The sequence below is a fragment of the Variovorax sp. 05L425 genome (assembly GCF_056397705.1).
Genome location: NZ_JBFTNY010000007.1, coordinates 167,623 through 182,475, shown reverse-complemented (window position 1 = coordinate 182,475; position 14,853 = coordinate 167,623). Strand labels below are relative to the sequence as shown.

Here is a 14,853-nt window from a genome sequence, read left to right as displayed (position 1 = left end):
CCTCAACTTCCCGCGATGATCGACATCACCCTCGAAAACTTCCAGACCGAGCTGATCGACGGCTCGATGACCACCCCGGTGCTGCTCGACATCTGGGCCGAATGGTGCGGACCCTGCAAACAGCTCGGCCCGGTGCTCGAAAAGCTCGAAGTCGAATACGCCGGTCGATTCACGCTGGCCAAGCTCGACGCCGACAAGGTGCCGCAGATTTCGCAACAGCTGAGCGAGATGTTCGGCGTGCGCAGCATTCCGTTCTGCGTGATGTTCAAGGACGGCCAGCCGGTGGACGGCTTCGTCGGCGCCATCCCTGCGCAGCAGATCAGGGAGTTCCTCGACAAGCACGTGCCGGGCGCGGACGAGGTCGAGGCGCAGGAACAGGAAGAATCCGCCCAGGCAGCGCTCGCCGAAGGCGACACCCAGGGCGCCCTCGAGAAGCTGCAGCATGCGGTCGCCACCGATCCTTCCAACGACGACATGCGCTTCGACTACGTCAAGCTGCTGCTGCAGGAAGGCCGCGTGGACGACGCCAAGGTCGCCTTCGCGCCGGTGATCGCCAAGACATCGCTGGTGCGCCGCTTCGACTCGCTCCAGCGCTGGATGGACGCCATCGATTTCGCGCAGCCCGCCACGGGCGCCGCACCCGAAATGGCTGGGCTCGATGCGCGCATCGCAGCCAACAAGCGCGACTTTGAAGCCCGCTTCGACCGTGCACGCCTCCTCATGGCGGCGCAGCGGTGGACCGACGCCATGGACGAGTTGCTCGACATCCTGATGCGCGACAAGAGCTGGAACGAAGACCTTGCCCGCAAGGCCTACATCGCCATCCTCGACATCATCGAGCCCCCGAAAGTCAAGGTCGCCGACGGGCAGATCCCACCCGACGACCCGACCGTGGCGAGCTACCGGCGCCGGCTCAGCAGCGTGGTCTTGAGCTGAGGGCCGTCTCGCATACGATGGCGCGGTATTTCAAGATGTCGCAGAAAGAAAGACTGGCCATGCGTTTTCGCCCCGCTGCCCGCCCGAATGGCGCTCACTTTGTGGCCGCCGCGTTGCTTGCCACCGGCCTGCTGGCCGGTTGCGGCAGCGGCATCAGCCTGGACGAACCGATCGAAGGCCCTGTCTGGCGCCTCGAACAACTCGGCGGCGAGCCTGTGTCATCGACTGGCGACCCCCAGCGCGACCCCCAACTCCAGTTCGACCGGCGCAACGGACGTGTGAGCGGTTCCGGCGGTTGCAACCGGGTGTCGGGCACCTTCGAGCGCACCGGAACCACGCTCAAGATGAGCCAGCTTGCCTCGACCCGGATGGCCTGCGCCGATCCCGCCCGCGGCGCCAGTGAAGCCCAGTTTTTTGCCGCGCTCCAGTCCACCGCCAGCTATCGCCTCCAGGGCCCCGCGCGAATGTCGCTCCTGGATTCCAGCGGCCGGACCCTGGCCATCCTGGGCACGCAAACGCGCTAAGCCCCTCTCGGCCTGACCCACAGGGTCCCGGGCGCTCGGCGGGGCCGCTGCGGCGTACGCCTCACCAGCGCGCAGGCAGCTCACGCGCGAGCACGAACCGAAGCTGCACCCGCGCGAGGTAACCGCCGGATTCGAGATCCTTCATCAGCCGGCTCACCATTTCGCGGGAGCAGCCGATCTCGCTCGCGATCGCCTGGTGCGTCAGACGCTCCGCGATCCGGCGTGTTCCGTCAGGCTGCGCGGCGGCCCGATCCTCGAGCAGACGCTTCAGTCGGCTGTAGACGTCCAGAAGCGCCATGCTGCGCGCGCTTTCGGTGGCCAACCGTGCCCTGCGGATCAGCCGGAGGATCAACGCCATCGTGAATTCCGGATCGCTCGCGATGTGGCGCAGCAAGGTTTCGCGTGTGACGACGGCGCAAACTGACGGCTCCGCGGCCTCCACGCTGGCGGAGCGCCGGCCGCCATCGAGCGACATTTCGCCAACGTACTCGCCGGGTCCGTGCAGCGCCAGTGTGACTTCGCGCCCACGCGAATCCGAAACGAAAGCGCGCAGGCGCCCGGACAGGACGATGAAGATGACGCTGCCTTCGTCGCCCTCCTGGATCAGCAGGGAACGCGTCCGAAAGCGCCGCTGCACGCCCAGCGCCGCGAGCTTCTGCACGTGCGGCGGCAGGGCGACGGCTGCGCGATCGAGGCGCCATGCGGCTGTGTGGAGCGGCATGCGCGGACTATACGGCCCGCCCCTCGATATGCGTAGCGTGAGCGTTTGTCGGATGCGCCCCGATCAGTCTTCGCCGACCAGCCGCAGTGCAGAGACGATCTGCGGCATGCGCGACACCCGGTAGACCACCTCGCGAATGCTGTTGCTGCCGGTCTTCTGCCGCACGTTCTTGATATGCGTGCGCACCGTGGACATCCGGATGCCCTCCAGGCAGGCGATTTCCTCGGCATCATGGCCGGCACACAGCCGCGCCAGCACGTTCTGCTCGGCCCGCGTCAGGTGCTTGGACCGGGCGAACATCTGCATCGTGAGACTTTCACAGCCGGATCGACGGCTGCACATGACGAGCACCGTGTCGACGGTGTCGCCGCCGTGCAGCGCGGCAAGCGGTATGAAGGCCAGCGACAGCGACTCCCCCGCATGGTCGAGCTCGACAATGCTGCGGCAGTCGCGCTCGGCATCCTTGAGCGCATGACGGATCTTCAACTGCGAGTCCGCCTGGCCGGCGCACAGCATGCCGTCGACGCTGCGCACCGCGCGTGCCGCCGCCAGTTCGCGGCGAGCAGGGAAGTTCGCGTGCAGGATGCGGCCCGTCAGGTCGAGCAAGAGCAGGCCGTGGTCGATCTCGTCGAGCACGCGAGCCATCATGGCGGGATGAAGCGCATCAGGCGGTGGTGCGGAGACAGGCGCCTCGTCCTGTACGTATCGAATCTGAAAGTCAACTGCCGTATCCATCTCGCACTCCTCATCTATCCGGGGGATGCGCCAAGTTTGGAAGACAGTGTCGTTTTCAGGTCGTGACTATTGCCGCCAGCCTTGTGACTTATTCACATCCAGACCCCGGTCCGTCAGCCCGTGAGCCTCTCCAGCGCCTCGCGGTACTTTGCCGCGGTCTTTTCGACGACTTCGGCGGGCAGGCGCGGTGCCGGCGGCGTCTTGTCCCAGGGTTTGCCGTTGATCCGGGCCGCCTCGAGCCAGTCGCGCACGAACTGCTTGTCGTAGCTGGGCGGATTCGCGCCCGCGGCGAGCGCCGCCTCGTAGCCCTCGACCGGCCAGTACCTCGAACTGTCGGGCGTGAGCACTTCATCCATCAGCACCAGCGTGCCGGCATCGTCGAGGCCAAACTCGAACTTGGTGTCGGCAATGATCATCCCCTTGGCCAGCGCAATCTCAGCGGCTGCCTCATAGATGGCGATGCTGGTCTCCCGAATCTGCTGCGCGAGCGTGGGGCCGACGACTTCGACCACCTGGTCGTAGCTGATGTTCTCGTCGTGCGCGCCAGCCGCCGCCTTGGCCGCTGGCGTGAAGATGGGCCGCGGCAGCTTGCTCGCGTTGGTCAGCCCTTCGGGCAGCGGCACGCCGCAGACGGCCCGGTTTTCCTGGTATTCCTTCCAGCCGCTGCCCGCGAGGTAGCCACGCACGACCGCCTCGACGGGAATCGGCTTGAGCCGCTTGACCAGCATGGAACGGTCCTTGACCTGCGGCACCTCGTCCGGCGTGACGACGCTTTCGGGCGCTTCGCCGGTCAGGTGGTTGGGGCACAGGTGGCCCAACCGGTCGAACCACCAGAGCGCCATCTGCGTGAGGATCACGCCCTTGCCCGGGATGGGCTCGCCCATGATCACGTCGAAAGCCGAGAGGCGATCGCTCGCGACCATCAGGATGCGGTCATTGCCGACCGCATAGTTGTCGCGCACCTTGCCGCGTGCGAGCAGCGGAAGGCTCTTGATGGAGGAGGTGTGGACGGTGGTCATGGCGAATGGAAGATGGGCGGTGCGGAGAATTTCGGAGATTGTGCGCGCGGCGCGTGCCGCGCGAAACAAACCGGCCAGCGCAGCGAGGCCCGTTCGGGAAACCCCGCGGAACCGGCTTTGCCGGGCCGCTGGGGTTGCCCCCGGAGAGGGGGTGGGAGCGCGACACGAAGTGCGCGCGACCTGGGGGTGAGCCTAAATGACTTCTTGCGCCAAGTCGCCCTTGGCGTACTTTGCGGCGACGACCTGCAGGTTGTCGCCCTTGATCTTGAGGCCCTGGCCTTCGCAGCCAAATTCGAGGTAACGCTGCTTGCAGATCTGCTTGGCGGCCTCGCGCGCCGGCTTGAGCCATTCGCGCGCATCGAACTTCTCGGGATTCTCTGCCAGGAACTGGCGCACCGCGCCGGTCATCGCGAGGCGGATGTCGGTGTCGATGTTGATCTTGCGCACGCCGTGCTTGATGGCTTCCTGGATTTCCTCGACCGGCACGCCGTAGGTTTCCTTCATGTTGCCGCCGTACTGGCGGATGATCGCCAGCAGGTCTTGCGGCACGCTCGACGAGCCGTGCATCACCAGGTGGGTATTGGGAATGCGGCGGTGGATTTCCTTGATGCGGTCGATCGCGAGGATGTCGCCGGTGGGCTTGCGGGTGAACTTGTAAGCGCCGTGGCTGGTGCCGATGGCGATGGCGAGCGCATCGATCTGCGTCTTCTGGACGAAGTCGGCGGCCTGTTCCGGGTCGGTCAGCAGCTGCTCGCGGGTCATCGTGGCGTCGGTGCCATGGCCGTCTTCCTTGTCGCCCTTCATGGTTTCGAGCGAACCCAGGCAGCCGAGTTCGCCCTCGACCGTCACGCCGACCTTGTGGGCCATGTCCGCCACCTTCTTCGTGACATCGACGTTGTAGTCGTAGCTTGCGATGGTCTTGCCGTCGGCTTCGAGCGAGCCGTCCATCATCACCGAGCTGAAGCCGAGATCGATCGCACCACGGCACACATCGGGGCTCTGGCCGTGATCCTGGTGCATCACCAGCGGAATGGTCGGATAGGCTTCGATCGCGGCCTGGATCAGGTGCTTGATGAACGATTCACCCGCGTACTTCCGCGCCCCGGCGCTCGCCTGCAGGATGACCGGAGCACCGACTTCCTTCGCGGCCTCCATCACGGCCTGCACCTGTTCGAGATTGTTGACGTTGAACGCCGGAATGCCGTAACCGTTGGCGGCGGCGTGGTCGAGCAGTTCGCGCATCGAGACGAGTGCCATGGGAATACCTCGCAGGAAATCTAGGGATGGATCGAGAAAAAACTGCGACGATTCTACTAACCACCCCCGCCGACAGGACTCGCCGCCCCAATACCCGCCGATCCATTCCAGAAACACCGCGGAACCGGCTTCGCAGGGCCGCTGGTGTTGCCCCCGGTAGGGGGTGGGCGGCTACACGAAGTGAGCCAACCTGGGGGCGAGTCAAGTGACCCTACAGATCTTGAGCATGTTCGTGCCACCCGGCGCCCCCATCGGCTCGCCGCAGGTGATCGCGTAAACATCGCCGGTCTGCACGATGCCGCGCTTCTTCAGATGGGCCTCGGCCTGTTCGAGCGCCGTGTCGCGATCGCTCTCGGAATCCATCAGCAGCGGCCGCACATTGCGGTAGAGCGCCATCTTGCGCTGCGTCGAGAGGCGCGATGTCAGTGCGTACATCGGGATATGCGCCCGGTGGCGACTCATCCACAGCGGTGTGGAGCCCGATTCAGTCAGCGCGACGATCGCCTTGGCGCCCAGGTGGTGCGCCGTAAAAAGCGCCCCCATGGCGATCGACTGGTCGATGCGGCTGTAGGCCTGGCCGCTGAAGTCGGCGTCGAGTTGCAGATCTTCCGCTGCCTCCGCGGCTTCGCAGATGCGGCTCATCTCCTGAACGGTTTCCAGCGGATAGCGGCCCGAAGCGGTTTCGGCGGAAAGCATCACGGCATCCGTGCCGTCGAGCACTGCATTGGCAACGTCGCTGACCTCGGCGCGCGTCGGCACCGGGTTGGTGATCATCGATTCCATCATCTGCGTGGCGGTGATGACGACCTTGTCCATTTCACGCGCCATGCGGATCATCTTCTTCTGCAGCGCCGGGACGGCAGCGTTGCCGACCTCGACGGCCAGGTCACCCCGGGCGACCATGATGCCGTCGCTGGCACGCAGGATCTCCTCCAGCTTCGGGATTGCCTCGGCGCGCTCGATCTTGGCGATCATGCCGGGCTTGTGGCCGAATTCCGCAGCCGCCACGTTGCAAAGCTGCCGCGCCATTTCCATGTCGGTGGCGTTCTTCGGGAAGCTCACGGCCACATAGTCGGCCTGGAAGCTCATCGCGGTCTTGATGTCTTCCATGTCCTTGGCCGTCAGCGCCGGCGCCGTGAGGCCGCCGCCCTGCTTGTTGATGCCCTTGTTGTTCGAGAGCTCGCCGCCCAGTCGCACCGTGGTGTAGACGGAATCACCCTTGACGGCATCGACCGTCAGCACGATGAGGCCGTCGTTCAGCAGCAGGCTGTCACCGGGCTTCACGTCGCGCGGAAGGTCCTTGTAATCCAGGCCGACGGCGTCGATGTCGCCCGGCTCGGTACGCGATGCGTCGAGCACGAACTTCGCGCCCGGCTCCAGCCAGACCTTTCCTTCGGCGAACTTGCCGACCCGGATCTTCGGCCCCTGCAGGTCGGCCATGATCGCCACCTCGCGGCCGGTGCGGCGCGCTGCTTCTCGCACCATCGCGGCACGGTTGATGTGGTCCTGCGCGCTTCCGTGGCTGAAGTTCAGCCGCACAACGCTGACCTTGTGGTTGATCATCTGCTCCAGCAGATCGGGCGAACTCGATGCCGGACCCAGCGTCGCGACGATCTTGGTGGCATGTCGGGGAAGGCGCAGGCTTGGCGTGCTCATTCAAGTCTCCAGTTTGTATTCCGCACTGTATACACTTTGCCGGTCAGCCGCCAGCGATTTATCACGACGCCCCTTTCCAGAACACCGCGGAACCGGCTTGGCCGGGCCGCCGGTGTTGCCCCCGGCAGGGGGTGGGCGGCTACACGAAGTGAGCCAACCTGGGGGCGAGCCTCATCCAGCTCGTTTCGAGAGAATTTCGAACGCGGGGAGCGTCTTGCCTTCCAGCACTTCCAGGAAAGCGCCGCCGCCGGTCGAGATGTAGCCGATCTTGTCCTCGATGCCATATTTGGCAATGGCGGCCAGCGTGTCGCCGCCACCGGCGATCGAGAAAGCCTTGCTGTCGGCGATGGCGTGAGCGATCGTCTTCGTGCCATTGGCGAAGGCATCGAACTCGAACACGCCCACGGGGCCGTTCCAGACCACGGTGCCGGCTTCACGCAATTGCGCGGCCAGCAGTTCCGCCGTCTTCGGGCCGATGTCGAGGATCAGGTCGTCGTCGGCCACGTCGCTCGCGTCCTTCACCGTCGCGGGCGCATCGGCAGCGAAAGTCCTGGCCGTGACGACGTCGACCGGGATCGGCACTGCGGCGCCGCGCGCGCGCATGGCCTCGATCACGGCCTTGGCTTCATCCAGAAGATCGGGCTCGGCGAGCGACTTGCCGATCTTGAGGCCCGAGGCCAGCATGAAGGTATTGGCGATGCCGCCGCCCACGATCAGTTGGTCGACCTTGTCGGCCAGGCTCTTCAGGATGGTGAGCTTGGTGCTGACCTTGGAGCCCGCGACGATCGCGACGAGCGGCCGCTTCGGCTGGGCCAGCGCCTTGGTGATCGCGTCGATCTCGGCCGCCAGCAACGGGCCCGCGCAGGCGATCTTGGCGAACTGCGCGATGCCGTAGGTGGTGGCCTCGGCACGGTGCGCGGTGCCGAAGGCGTCGTTGACGTAGATGTCGGTCAGTGCCGCGAGCTTGCGGGAAAGCGCCTCATCGTTCTTTTTCTCGCCCTTGTTGAGACGGCAGTTTTCGAGCAGCACGACCTGGCCGGACGCGACCTGCACGCCGTCGACCCAGTCGGACACCAGCGGCACTTCACGTCCGAGCAGTTCGCCAAGGCGCTTGGCGACCGGCGCCAGCGAGTCCTCCGGCTTGAACTGGCCTTCGGTCGGCCGGCCGAGGTGCGAGGTGACCATCACCGCGGCGCCGGCGTCGAGCGCCTGCTGGATGCACGGCACCGAGGCGCGGATGCGCGTGTCTTCGGTGATGCGTCCCGCATCGTCTTGCGGCACGTTGAGGTCGGCTCGGATGAACACGCGCTGGCCGGCAACCTTGCCTTGCGCACAGAGGTCGGTGAATCGAAGAACGTTCATGGGAGTAGGCAGATGAAATGCGGATGGAAGTGCCTCGACGGGCAGCACCGGACATTGTAGGTATCAGTCCCTTTCAGACGAATGTCAGCCGTCAACCGCCCAGGCCCGGTTTGCGCACGAACGCTTCCAGCAGTTCCACGAAGCTCGCCGCAGCCGGCGAAAGCGAGCGCCGGGATGAGCCATACACACATACTTCGCGATGAAAATCGGGCTGGTCGAGCCGCACCATCTGCAGCCCGTGCGCACGCACCAGCGATGTGGAGTAAGTCGGGCACACCGTCAGCCCCAGTCCGGAAGCAACCATGCCCAGCGCGGTCGTCATGTACGACACCTCCTGCGTGGTCGCGCGCAGCATGAACTCGCGCGCATCGGCTTCGAGCTCGGGCAGCACGCGCTGGCGGAAGTCGCGCGTCGGCGCGATGAAGGTGTAGGGCCCCAGTTCGCGCCAACGCACCTTGCGGCGGCGCGCAAAAGGATGGTCGGGCGGGCAGATCAGCCAATGGCGGTCGCGGAACAGCGTGCGGCGTTCGATCGCCGCGTCGACCGCGACGTCCTGCCCCACGGCCAGCTCGACCTCGCCCGAGAGCACCCCGTCCAGCAGATGCTCAGGCAGCGTGTCGGCCAGCCGCACGTCGACGTCCGGATGGCGTGCGCGGTAAGCGGCGATGACGCGCGGCATCAGCGTGCAGGCCATCAACTGCGGCGCGGCGAGCCGCAGAACCCCCTTCTTCTTGTCGCGAAGATCGGTCACACCGGCCACCGCACCGGCCAGGTCGGCCAACAGGCGCTGCACCGAGGGCTGGAACTCGCGGCCGGCCTCGGAGAGCTGCACACGCCGCGTGTGGCGGTCGAACAGCTGCACGCCCATCTCGCGTTCCAGTTCGCGCACCAGCACGCTCAATGCCGACTGTGTGAGGTGCAGGCTCACAGCGGCGGCGGTGAAGCTGCCGGTTTCGGCGACCGCGGCAAAGGCGCGCAACTGGCGAAGGGTCAGATTCATTTCACTATTTCATCAATCAATGAATTTATTTCGATTGAATCATAAGAAGAACGACGGCCCAATGCGTCCCCTGAGCCCCCAAGTTGGAGACGATCATGCCCGCCGAGACCTTGCCTCTCGCACCGCCCCCCGTGCCCGTTCGGGGCCTTCACCACTTCGCCTGGCGCTGCCGCGACAGCGAGGAAACCCGCCGCTTCTACGAGGACCTGCTAGGCCTGCCGCTGACCCACGTGATCAAGAGCGACCACGTTCCGAGCACCGGCGAGTTCTGCCCCTACGTCCACATCTTTTTCCAGATGCGCGATGGTTCGTCCATCGCGTTCTTCGATCTCGGCGACGACATCGCGGCACTGCCTTCGCCCAATACGCCGGCGTGGGTCAATCACCTCGCGCTGCGCGTCGATTCGGTGGCAGAGCTCATGGCGGCCAAGGCGCGGCTCGAAGCGGCGGGCGTCGAAGTGCTCGGGCCGACCGACCATCACATCATCCAGTCGATCTATTTCTTCGATCCGAACGGCATCCGCCTCGAACTCACCACGCCCACGGTGCCGAAGGCTGAGATGGACGCGCATGCCCGCCGCGCCCGCGCCGAACTGGACACATGGACGGTGCGCAAGGCCGAACTGCGAAAGGCGGCAAAGCATGGCTGAATTGCAACTTGCGGTCATCGACGTGAAGCCGGGCGCGGCGCTGGAGAGCCAATCAGGCTTGCAGATGTTGCGCCCGCGCATCTACGGCGCTTACCGCGCGCCGAACGGCCCGAAGAGGGTCGCAGCCATCGTGATGCACCCCACGAGCAATTTCATGGGCCACTATCTGATCGGCCCGCTGGCCGAGCGCGGCATCTGCTGCATGGGCCTGAACTCGCGCTACATGGGCAACGACACGGTGCTGCTCATGGAACGCGCGATCCAGGACCTGGGCGCTGGCGTGCAGTTCCTGCGGGCGGCGGGCTACGAGAAAGTGATGCTGATCGGCAATTCGGGCGGCGCCGCGCTGTCCAGCTTCTATCAGGCACAGGCCGAGAAGCTCACGGCGCACCATTTTCCGGACGGCGACCCAACGCACCTGCACCCCGACGACCTGCCGCCGGTGGATGGCATCGCGCTGTGCGCTGCGCACCAGGGCCGCTCGAAGCTGATGCGTGACTGGATCGATCCCTCGGTCACCGACGAACACGACCCGATGTCCGTGGACGCCGAGCTGGACATGTACGACGCGCGCCACGAGATGCCCTACAGCGTCGAGTTCCTCGCGCGCTTCAGCGCGGCGCAGAAGGCGCGCCTCGACCGCATCGAGCATTGGGCGCTGGAGCGCCTGCGGCAGTTGCGCAGCACGCCGGGCGCGCCGCGCGACCAGGCCTTCATCGTCTACCGCACGCACGCCGATCCGCGCTGCGTGGACTTGTCGATCGACACGAACGATCGCGCAGCGGGCAGCGTCTGGGGCGATGCGCGGCAGGTGAACTATTCGGCCAACGCGATGGGCCGCGTCACTTCATTGACGGCCTTCCTGTCGCAATGGTCGTCGCGCTCGCAGGCCGACGGTCCCTCGAACCTCGCGCGAACGACGGTGCCCAAGCTGCTGCTGACCTACACCGGCGACCAGTCCACGTTCCCGAGCACGCGCGATGCGTGGATGGCGGCGGGCGGCTCGCGCATTCGCAATGTCGACATCGTCGGCGGCAACCACTACCTCGCGGGCCAGCCGGAACTCGTGCTGCGCGCCGCCGATGCGATCGCCGAATGGGCGCATGCACTCTGAACAGGCCCAAGACACCGATGGAAAGCTACACCTTCGCATCCGACTACGAATTGCCGCACTGGCCGTTCGTGCCGCCGCCCGAACTGAACAATGAGAGAGTGGCACGCCACCCGATCGTGATCGTCGGCGCGGGCCCGGCGGGGTTGACGCTGGCCTGCGACCTTGCCCGCCGCGGCGTCCGCGCCGTGCTGCTGGACGAGGACGACACGGTCGGCGTGCGCGGCGCTTCGTCGCGCGGCATCTGCTACGCGCAGAAGTCCCTGGAAATCTTCGCGCGCCTCGGCATCTACGAGCGCATCGCCGACAAGGGCATCACCTGGTCTTTCGGCCGCACCTTCTCCGGCGAGCAGGAGGTCTACAACTTCAACCTGAAGACCGACAGCATCTCGGTGCAGCCGCCCTTCATCAATCTGCAGCAGTTCTACGTCGAGTGGTTCCTGGTCGACCGCATCCTCGAACTGGGCCAGACCGACCTGCGCTGGAAGAACCGCGCGACGCACGTGACGCCGCTCGCAGACGGCGTTCGCCTGGACATCGAAACTCCGGCGGGCAACTACACGATCGAAGCTGACCATCTCATCGACGCCACCGGCGCCAATAGCCCGATCCGCACGCAGCTTGGCATCGACGCGCACCCGTCGCGCAGCACCGACCGCTGGTGCATCAGCGACGTACGCTTCAAGAAGCCGCTGCCGACCGAGCGCTGGACCTGGGTCGATGCGCCCTTCAATGAAGGCCGCGCGGTCTGGCAGCACCTGATGGGAGACGGCGTCTGGCGCATCGACTACCAGATGCCCGAAGACTGCGACACGGCCTACATCAGCAAGCCCGAAGTGGCCGGCGCGCGGCTGCGCGAACAACTCGGGCCAGGCGTGGAATTCGAGTTCGTGTGGATCGGGCCGTATGGCTACCGGGACCACCTGCTCGACAACTTCCGCCACGGGCGCATCCTCTTCATCGGCGACTCCGCGCACGTCGTGAGCCCCTTCGGCGCGCGCGGCGGCAACAGCGGCATCCAGGACGCGGCCAACCTCGGCTGGAAGCTGGCGCTGGTCGTGCAGGGCCACGCCGGCGACGCGCTGCTCGACACCTACGACGCCGAGCGCCAGCCCGCGGCAACGGAGAACCTGCGCGTCACCAGTCGCTCGGCGCGCTTCCTTGCACCGCGATCGCCAGCCGAACACACGCTGCGGCGCGCGGTGGTCGCGCTCGCGTCGCGCCATGCTTTCGCCCGTGCGCTGGTGAATACGGGTCGCATGTCGGTGGCCAATGAATATCCCGCCGGACCTCATTTGCCCTACGGCGGACGGACCGTGCAGAACCTGCCGTTGCGCGATCGCGACGGCACGCCAACCACGCTGATGGAACTGCTGGCCGACGGCACGCAATGCCTCGGCCTCTGGTTCGCGCCGACGCGCGCGCAGGCTGAAGCGCTGACCGACGCCGTCGCGTCGTTGCCGCTGCGCCTCGTGGCCGTTGGCGGAGACAGCGGACTGCCCACGCTGCAGCCCGACGAGGCACTGGCGCGTCACCTCGGCAACGCCATGCCCGGCAGCCTGTGCCTCGTGCGCCCCGATGCCTATCGCGCCGCCTTGCTGGAAGAGCCCACGCCGGCATCGATCGCAGCCACCGTCCACGCCGTGCTGGCGCATCGCTGAAACGCAAAAAACCATGATCACCGAACCCCACATCCCCGATCCCGACGGCTTCTACGCAGCTTGGGTCAGTGCCCAGGAAGGGCTGACCGAGGCGCAGAGCGCCGATTTCAACGCCCGCCTCGTCCTGCTGCTGGCCAACCAGTGCGGCGACCAGGCCGTGCTGCTGGACTGCATCGCCGCCGCGCGCGAAAGCGGCGATGCCTCCCCAAACAACTCACAAAGCCCCGCATGAACACATCCGCTTCCTTCGCCTCCGCCTCCGATACCCGCGAGCAGAAGCCGCAGTTGCGCGAGCTTGCGCCCAGCGTGTACGGCTACATCAGCGACTTCGATCCCAACTGCGGCTTCATCGTCGGCGATGACCACGTGGTGCTGATCGACACCCGGCCCACACCGCGCATGGCGCGCGACTTCCTGGCCGACATCCGCACCGTCACCGACAAGCCGATCAAGTTCATCGTGCTGACGCACTACCACGCCGTCCGCGTCATGGGCGCCAGCGCCTTCGACGATGTACAGGCCATCGTCGCCAGCAAGGGCACGCTCGACTGGGTGCATGAGCGCGGCCAGGCCGACTTCGATTCGGAGGTCGGGCGCTTTCCGCGCCTCTTTGCCGGCGTCGAGGAGATTCCCGGCCTCACGGTGCCGACGATGAGCTTCGAGCGCGAAATGAGCCTGTGGCTCGGGCGGCGCGAAGTGCGGCTGATGTGCCTCGGCCGCGGCCACTCGGGCGGCGACACCGTCGCGTGGCTGCCCGACTGCGGCGTGCTGTTCTCCGGCGACGTCGTCGAGAACCGCTGCGGCGTGTATGCCGGCGACGCCTACATCCAGGATTGGGCGGGCACGCTGGAGGCCGTTGCTGCGCTGAAGCCCGAGGTGCTGGTGCCCGGTCGCGGCGCGGTGGTGAAAGGCACGGCAGCGTGCGCCGAGGCGATCGAACTCACCAAGGCTTTCCTCTCGACCTTGATCGCCAGCGTGCGTTCCGGCATCGACGCGGGCGACAGCCTTCGCGGCTGCTTCGAGCGCGCCGAGCAAGCAATGAAACCGCGCTTCGGCGACTGGCCCGTCTTCCAACACGTGCTGCCCTTCGACGTATCACGCGCCTACGACGAGCTGCGCGGCATCGAGCACCCGGTCATCTGGACCGCCGAGCGCGACCGCGAGCTCTGGCAGACGCTGCGCGGCTGATTGCCGCATTCAACACATCACATCATGACGGAGACAAGACCGATGAATCGCCTGAAACGCATCTTCCAACTGTTCATCGCGGGGTTCGCGATGGCGGCAGCCGGCCATGTCGCCGCGCAGTCCACCTACCCCAACCAGCCCATTCGCCTGATCGTCCCCTACGCCGCCGGCGGAGGCACCGACAACCTTGCGCGCACGCTGTCGGAGGCGATGCAGCCTTCGCTGGGCCAGCCGATCGTCGTCGACAACCGCCCGGGTGCGTCGACCAACATCGGCGTGTCGGTGATGATGCAGAGCAAGCCCGACGGCTACACGATCATGCAGGCCGAGAACGCGGCACTGCTCTTCAACGAATACATGTTCGCGAAGCTGCCCTACAAGCCGGCGACCGACTTCACGTACATCGGAACCATCGGCCGCTTTCCGGTGGCACTCGTGGTGCATCCGGACTTCCCGGCGAAGACGGTCGCCGAATTCGTGAGCTACGTGAAGGCCCACCCCGACTCGGTCAGCTATGCCTCGCCGGGCAGCGGTTCGCCGCACCACATGGCCATGGAGCTTTTCAAGCAGAAGGCGGGCCTCAGCATCCAGCACGTCCCCTACAAGGGCGCTGCACCCGCAATGAACGACATCATGGGCGGCCAGGTGCAAACCATGATGCTGGACCTCGCCTCCGGCCTTCCGATCATCCGGTCCGGCAAGGTCCGCGTGCTGGCGATCGCGTTGCCGCAGCGCGCACGCGCGCTGCCCGATGTGCCGACCTTTTCGGAACTGGGCTTCAAGGACGTCAACGCCTATGCCTTCCACGGGCTGATCGGTCCGGCCGGCATGCCCCCGGATGTCGTCAACCGGCTCAACAGTGAGCTGAACAAGGCCATGCAGGCGCCGAAGGTGGTGAAGCTGTTCTCGGACTTCGGCTTCGAGGCGCTCCCCGGAACGCCGCAGGACTTCTACAAGCTCGCGCGTGCCGAGAGCGGCAGATGGGGACAAGTCATCAAGACCTCGGGCGTGCAGCTCGACTGAGATCGCCGCG

The 14,853-nt window shown here is 66.0% G+C and carries 15 protein-coding genes; 8 read left to right on the top strand and 7 right to left on the bottom strand.

Features of this window, described 5'->3' with window-relative positions; genetic code table 11:
* Positions 1-15: 15 nt before the first annotated feature.
* Both AC1DN9_RS10825 and AC1DN9_RS10820 read left to right on the top strand, forming a co-directional pair.
* Positions 16-936: a tetratricopeptide repeat protein gene (locus AC1DN9_RS10825; protein WP_478099921.1), complete on the top strand. Its 921-nt coding sequence runs from the start codon at positions 16-18 to the stop codon at positions 934-936.
* Positions 937-995: 59 nt separating this feature from the next.
* A complete protein-coding gene (locus tag AC1DN9_RS10820) occupies positions 996-1,460 on the top strand; it encodes an META domain-containing protein (RefSeq protein ID WP_478099919.1) in 465 nt (154 codons plus the stop codon).
* Positions 1,461-1,521: 61 nt separating this feature from the next.
* Here AC1DN9_RS10820 and AC1DN9_RS10815 read toward each other — a convergent pair whose 3' ends face one another.
* The 7 genes from AC1DN9_RS10815 to AC1DN9_RS10785 all read right to left on the bottom strand — a co-directional run bounded on the left by AC1DN9_RS10815 (position 1,522) and on the right by AC1DN9_RS10785 (position 9,210).
* Positions 1,522-2,181 carry a Crp/Fnr family transcriptional regulator gene (locus AC1DN9_RS10815; RefSeq protein ID WP_478099917.1) on the bottom strand — a complete coding sequence of 220 codons (660 nt, stop codon included), beginning with the start codon at positions 2,179-2,181 and terminating at the stop codon, positions 1,522-1,524.
* A gap of 63 nt (positions 2,182-2,244) precedes the next feature.
* Entirely contained in the window at positions 2,245-2,916 is a 672-nt protein-coding gene (locus tag AC1DN9_RS10810) for a helix-turn-helix transcriptional regulator (RefSeq protein ID WP_478099915.1), read from the bottom strand.
* A 113-nt stretch (positions 2,917-3,029) separates the two neighbouring features.
* Positions 3,030-3,935, bottom strand: coding sequence for a phosphoribosylaminoimidazolesuccinocarboxamide synthase (locus AC1DN9_RS10805; RefSeq protein ID WP_478099913.1), 906 nt, complete (start codon positions 3,933-3,935; stop codon positions 3,030-3,032).
* A gap of 192 nt (positions 3,936-4,127) precedes the next feature.
* On the bottom strand, positions 4,128-5,192 hold the full coding sequence (fba, locus tag AC1DN9_RS10800; RefSeq protein WP_478099911.1) for a class II fructose-bisphosphate aldolase: 1,065 nt from the start codon (positions 5,190-5,192) through the stop codon (positions 4,128-4,130).
* Positions 5,193-5,393: 201 nt separating this feature from the next.
* Positions 5,394-6,848: a pyruvate kinase gene (pyk, locus tag AC1DN9_RS10795; RefSeq protein ID WP_478099909.1), complete on the bottom strand. Its 1,455-nt coding sequence runs from the start codon at positions 6,846-6,848 to the stop codon at positions 5,394-5,396.
* Between the two features lie 171 nt (positions 6,849-7,019).
* Positions 7,020-8,210 carry a phosphoglycerate kinase gene (locus AC1DN9_RS10790; RefSeq protein ID WP_478099907.1) on the bottom strand — a complete coding sequence of 397 codons (1,191 nt, stop codon included), beginning with the start codon at positions 8,208-8,210 and terminating at the stop codon, positions 7,020-7,022.
* A gap of 91 nt (positions 8,211-8,301) precedes the next feature.
* Entirely contained in the window at positions 8,302-9,210 is a 909-nt protein-coding gene (locus AC1DN9_RS10785) for a LysR family transcriptional regulator (protein WP_478099905.1), read from the bottom strand.
* Between the two features lie 95 nt (positions 9,211-9,305).
* Here AC1DN9_RS10785 and AC1DN9_RS10780 point away from each other — a divergent pair, with 95 nt between their 5' ends.
* The 6 genes from AC1DN9_RS10780 to AC1DN9_RS10755 are packed head-to-tail and all read left to right on the top strand — an operon-like array spanning position 9,306 to position 14,843.
* A complete protein-coding gene (locus AC1DN9_RS10780) occupies positions 9,306-9,860 on the top strand; it encodes a VOC family protein (protein WP_478099904.1) in 555 nt (184 codons plus the stop codon).
* On the top strand, positions 9,853-10,974 hold the full coding sequence (locus tag AC1DN9_RS10775) for an alpha/beta hydrolase family protein (protein WP_478099902.1): 1,122 nt from the start codon (positions 9,853-9,855) through the stop codon (positions 10,972-10,974). Before AC1DN9_RS10780 ends, AC1DN9_RS10775 begins: the two co-directional genes overlap by 8 nt.
* 17 nt (positions 10,975-10,991) lie before the next feature.
* Positions 10,992-12,632, top strand: coding sequence for an FAD-dependent oxidoreductase (locus AC1DN9_RS10770; protein WP_478099900.1), 1,641 nt, complete (start codon positions 10,992-10,994; stop codon positions 12,630-12,632).
* 13 nt (positions 12,633-12,645) lie between these two features.
* On the top strand, positions 12,646-12,864 hold the full coding sequence (locus AC1DN9_RS10765) for a DUF2783 domain-containing protein (RefSeq protein WP_478099898.1): 219 nt from the start codon (positions 12,646-12,648) through the stop codon (positions 12,862-12,864).
* Positions 12,861-13,820, top strand: coding sequence for an MBL fold metallo-hydrolase (locus AC1DN9_RS10760; protein WP_478099896.1), 960 nt, complete (start codon positions 12,861-12,863; stop codon positions 13,818-13,820). Before AC1DN9_RS10765 ends, AC1DN9_RS10760 begins: the two co-directional genes overlap by 4 nt.
* Before the next feature lie 42 nt (positions 13,821-13,862).
* Positions 13,863-14,843 (top strand): Bug family tripartite tricarboxylate transporter substrate binding protein, encoded by a 981-nt coding sequence (locus AC1DN9_RS10755; RefSeq protein ID WP_478099894.1) that lies wholly within the window; start codon positions 13,863-13,865, stop codon positions 14,841-14,843.
* Positions 14,844-14,853: the final 10 nt, after the last annotated feature.